The organism is Lentzea sp. NPDC006480, from assembly GCF_040611995.1.
GTDB lineage: Bacteria > Actinomycetota > Actinomycetes > Mycobacteriales > Pseudonocardiaceae > Lentzea.
Genome location: NZ_JBEXPJ010000299.1, coordinates 1 through 4,849, shown reverse-complemented (window position 1 = coordinate 4,849; position 4,849 = coordinate 1). Strand labels below are relative to the sequence as shown.

Genomic DNA, 4,849 nt, shown 5'->3' with positions numbered 1-4,849 from the left:
CCCCATCCCAATCATCTCAGGCGGGTCTGACAATTCCTGGCCGTCGGGAGTGGCGGCCGGGGCCTCGACGATCAGGTGCGAGTTGGTGCCGGAGAGGCCGAAGGACGAGACGCCGGCGCGGGCCGGGCGGTCGGTGGCGGGCCACGGGGTGTTCGAGGTGAGCAGCGAGACGGCGCCCGCGGACCAGTCGACGTGGGACGACGGTGTGGTGACGTGCAGGGTCTGCGGCAGCAGGCCGTGTTGGAAGGCGAGCACCATCTTGATCACACCGGCAACGCCCGCGGCGGCCTGTGTGTGGCCGAGGTTCGACTTGATGGCGCCCAGGTAGAGCGGGGCTCCGGCGCGGTCACGGCCGTAGGTGGCGAGCAGCGCCTGGGCCTCGATCGGGTCGCCCAGCTTGGTGCCCGTGCCGTGCGCCTCGACGGCGTCGACGTCCGAAGTGGACAGTCCGGCGTTGGCGAGGGCCTGGCGGATCACGCGTTGCTGGGCGGGGCCGTTCGGGGCGGTCAGACCATTCGAGGCGCCGTCCTGGTTCACGGCCGAGCCGCGCACGACAGCCAGAACGGTGTGGCCCTGCCGAAGGGCGTCGGACTGGCGTTCGACGACGAGCACGCCAACGCCCTCGGCCCAGCCGGTGCCCTCGGCGTTGTCGGAGAAGGCGCGGCAGCGGGCGTCGGCCGCGAGGCCGCCCTGGGCGTTGAAACCGGCGAAGTTCATCGGCGTGGACATCACGGTCACGCCGCCGACCAGCGCCATCGTCGACTCGCCCGATCGCAGCGACTGGGCGGCGAGATGCAGTGCCACCAGCGAGGAGGAGCAGGCGGTGTCGATCGTGAGCGCGGGACCCTCGAGGCCGAAGGTGTAGGAGAGGCGGCCGGAGATCACCGCGGCGGCGAGGCCGGTGGAGGCGTGGCCCTCGATGTCACCGCGCGCCCGCAGCACGAGGTTCGTGTAGTCCTGCCCGTTCGTGCCGACGAACACGCCGGTCTTGGAGCCGCGCAGCGTGGCGGCGTTGATGCCCGCGTGCTCGACCGCTTCCCAGGCGACTTCGAGCAACTGGCGTTGCTGCGGGTCCATCGCGAGTGCTTCGCGCGGCGAGATGCCGAAGAACGCCGGGTCGAACTCCGCCGCGCCGTAGAGGAAACCGCCCTCGACCGTGCCGCCCGCCGCCAGCGCGTCCTGTTCCCAGCCGCGGTCGGTCGGGAAGCTCGCGATCGCGTCGGTGCCGTCGGCCAGCAGCCGCCACAGATCCTCCGGTGTGGAGACACCGCCGGGGAAGCGGCAGGCCATGCCGACGATCACGATCGGGTCGTCCGCGTCCGCGACGCCCTGCGCCGACACGTCCAGATCCGCGCCCTCGCCGGTCAGCTCGGCCAGCAGGTGCTCGGCCAGGACGAGCGGCGTCGGGTAGTCGAAGATCAACGTGGCGGGCAGCGTCAGACCTGTGGCCGTGGCCAGGGCGTTGCGGAGCTCGATCGCGGTCAGCGAGTCGAACCCGAGTGCGCGGAACTCCTTCTCCGCGCCCACCGCGTCGGCGTTCCCGTAACCGATGACCTTGGCGGCCTCGGCACGCACCACGTCGACGATGATCCGCACGCGTTCGGCGTCGGGCAGCCCGCCGAGCTTGGCGAGCAGGCCACCGACGACGATCTCGCGCGCGGCCGTGCGTCGGCCCGCCCGCACGAGACCGCGCATGATCGCGGGCACGTCGCCCTGTGCCGCACCACCACCAGAAGCGAGCGGGACGAGCAGCGACTCGTCGGAGGAGATGGCCGCGTCGAAGAGTGCGAGGCCCTGCTCGACGGACAGCATCGGCATGCGGCGCAGGTCACCCTCGTCCAAAGTGGACGTCATGCCGGTGTCCCAGGCGCCCCACGCCAGCGACAGCGCGGGCAGGCCGAGGCTGTGGCGATGCGCGGCGAGGGCGTCCAGGAAGGCGTTGGCAGCGGCGTAGTTGCCCTGACCGGCAGCGCCCATCACGCCGGACACCGACGAGTACAGGATGAGGTGCGCGTCGCCGGCGAGCTCGTGGAGGTTCCAGGCGGCGTCGACCTTCGGGCGCATCACGGCGGAGAGCCGCTCAGGCGTCAGCGAACCGATCACGCCGTCGTCCAGCACGCCCGCGGTGTGGATGACGGCCGTCAGCTGCACGCCGTCCAGCAGTTCGGCGACGGCGGCGCGGTCCGTGACGTCGCAGGACTTCACCTCGACATCGGCGCCCAGCGCGGCCAGCTCATCGCGCAGGTCGGTGGCGCCAGGGGCATCGAGGCCACGACGGCTGACCAACAGGAGTTTGCGTTGTCCGCGGGTCACGAGGTGGCGGGCGATGACGGCGCCGAGTCCGCCCGTGCCGCCGGTGACCAGGACAGTGCCGGACGAATCCCATTCACTCGCAACGATTTCGGTCACGCGGGCGAGCCTGCCCGCGAAGACCTCCCCCGCACGCACGATGACCTGGGTCTCCCCCGCGTCGATCAGGCCGGCGAGTCCGGGCAGCAGCGCCCCCGACTCGGGGGCGTCGTCGAGGTCGACGAGCAGGAACCGGCCGGGGTTCTCGGTCTGCGCGGACCGCACCAGACCCCAGACCGCGGCCGCCGCGACGTCATCACCGGTGACCGCGCCACGCGTGACGAAGACCAGTCGGTCGTCGGATTCCTGAAGCGTGGCAAGCATTTCCGCTGTCAACGCGTGCGCGGACTCAGGTGACTGCTCGCCCGTGACGTGCACGAGCGTCGCATGGCCGGGCGAGTAGGTGACGGGCACCCAGTCGAGGCGGAACAGCGAGTCGACGCCCGGCTGCTCCATCAGCTCGCCGAGCGGTTCGATGGTCACGGACTCGGCCGTGAGCACGGGCTCGCCGGCGACGTCGACCGCGTTCAGCGCGATCCCACCATCCACAGCGGACAGTCGGACCCGGATGACCTCCGCGCCGCTCGCAAACAGCGACACGCCGCGCCAATGGGCAGGAATACCCTCGAGACCGAGGAACGTCGCCGCGTGAGTGGCTGCGTCGAGCAGTGCCGGGTGAACCCCGAAACCCTTGGCGTCGCCAGGCAACGCGATCTCGGCGAACACCTCCTGGCTCCGCCGCCACGCCGCGCGCAGGCCTTGGAACGCTTCCCCGTATGGCGTTTCGTCGTAGAATCCGTCGAGGTCGACGACGGTCGCGCCCTTCGGCGGCCACTCCGTGTTCTTGGCCGGGACCGGAACGCCTTGTCCCAGCTGGCCGTTCGCGTGCTCGACCCAGTCCTGCTCACCGCGCCGCGCGTGGAACCGGAACGCGCCGTCGCGCCCGACCTGGAACTGCACCTGCGCGGAACCGCTGTCCGGCAGCACCAGCGGCGCGACCTGGGTGAACTGCTCGACGCGCTCGTAGCCCGCGAGATCGGCCGCCCGGAACGCCAGCTCCAGCACGCCCGCGGTCGGGAACACGACGTGGTCGGCGAGCCAGGAGGTCTTGCTCAGTGTGCCGGTGAGGATGAGCTCGCCCGAGCCCGCGACGGTCATCGCCGCGCCGAGCAGAGGATGGTCCGTCGGGGTCAGGCCGAGTCCGGTGGCGTCGCCGCCCGCGCTGACCGAGACCGACGGCCAGTAGCGGTCGTGCTGGAACGCGTAGGTGGGGACGTCGACGCGCTTGCCGTTGGGGTAGAAAGGTTTCCAGTCGACCGCGACACCCGCGACGTGCAGCCGCGCGAGCGCGGTGATGAACGCGGTGTGCTCGTCACGGTCCTTGCGCTGGCTCGGGATCGCACCGTCGACCAGTGCCGAGAGCACGCCGTCGGGGCCGATTTCCAGGAACGTCTTGTCGCCCAGGGTTTTCACCGCGTCGTGGAACCGGACGGCGTCGCGGACGTGGCGCACCCAATACTCGGGGTTCGCCACGTCGCCGACCATCGGGATCGCCGGGCTGTGGAAGGTGATGCCGCTGATGGCTTCGCGGAAGTCGTTGAGCATCGGGTCCATCAGCGGCGAGTGGAACGCGTGGCTGACGGTCAGCTGCTTGGTCTTCCGGCCTTCGAAGTTCTTGACCAGCGCGAGGGCTTCCTTCTCCACGCCCGCGATGACGAGCGAGTCAGGCCCGTTGATGGCGGCGATGGAGATGCCCGGCGTCAGGTGCGGCGTGACTTCGTCCTCGGTGGCCTGCACTGCGATCATCACGCCACCTGCGGGCAGCGCCTGCATGAGGCACGCGCGTGCGGTGACCAGCTTCGCCGCGTCCGCGAGGCTGAACACACCTGCGACGTGCGCGGCGGCGATCTCGCCGATCGAGTGGCCGGTGACGTGCGCGGCTGTCACCCCGTACGACTCCAGCAGCCGATAGAGGGCGACCTCGAACGCGAACAGCGCGGGCTGCGTGTTGCCCGTCTGGTTGAGCGCTTCCTCATCGCCCCACATGACCTCGCGGAGTCCCGGCTCAAGGTGCTGCAGGACCTCGTCGAACACCTCACGGAAGACAGGGAACGCCTCGTACAGCTCCTTGCCCATGCCGACGCGCTGCGCACCCTGCCCGGAGAACAACAGCGCCAACTCAGTCCGCCGCGCCAGCCCCGCCGCGATCTCGGCCCCGTCCAGCAACACCGCGCGGTGCTCGAACAACGCCCGCGTAGTCGCCAACGAGAACCCGACATCCACCGCGTCACCGTCGAGCGCGCGCACCCGCTCGATCTGCGCCGCGAGAGAGACCTCCGACTTCGCCGACACCAGCCACGGAATCGATCCCGACTGGGGGCCCCGGGGGGAGACCGAGGTCCCCACTCCAAGCGTCCCACGAGGGTCTGACGATTCCGGGCTCGCAAGATCGACATCGGCTGAGTTGTCCACAGGTCGTGAGCTGTCCACAGATTTCGGC

1 protein-coding gene is annotated in these 4,849 nt (G+C 70.5%); it reads right to left on the bottom strand.

Annotated features, from left to right (window positions below):
• On the bottom strand, positions 1 to 4,701 hold a 4,701-nt coding region (locus ABZX92_RS45070), incomplete at its 3' end, for an SDR family NAD(P)-dependent oxidoreductase (RefSeq protein WP_355572215.1).
• Positions 4,702 to 4,849 lie beyond the last annotated feature (148 nt).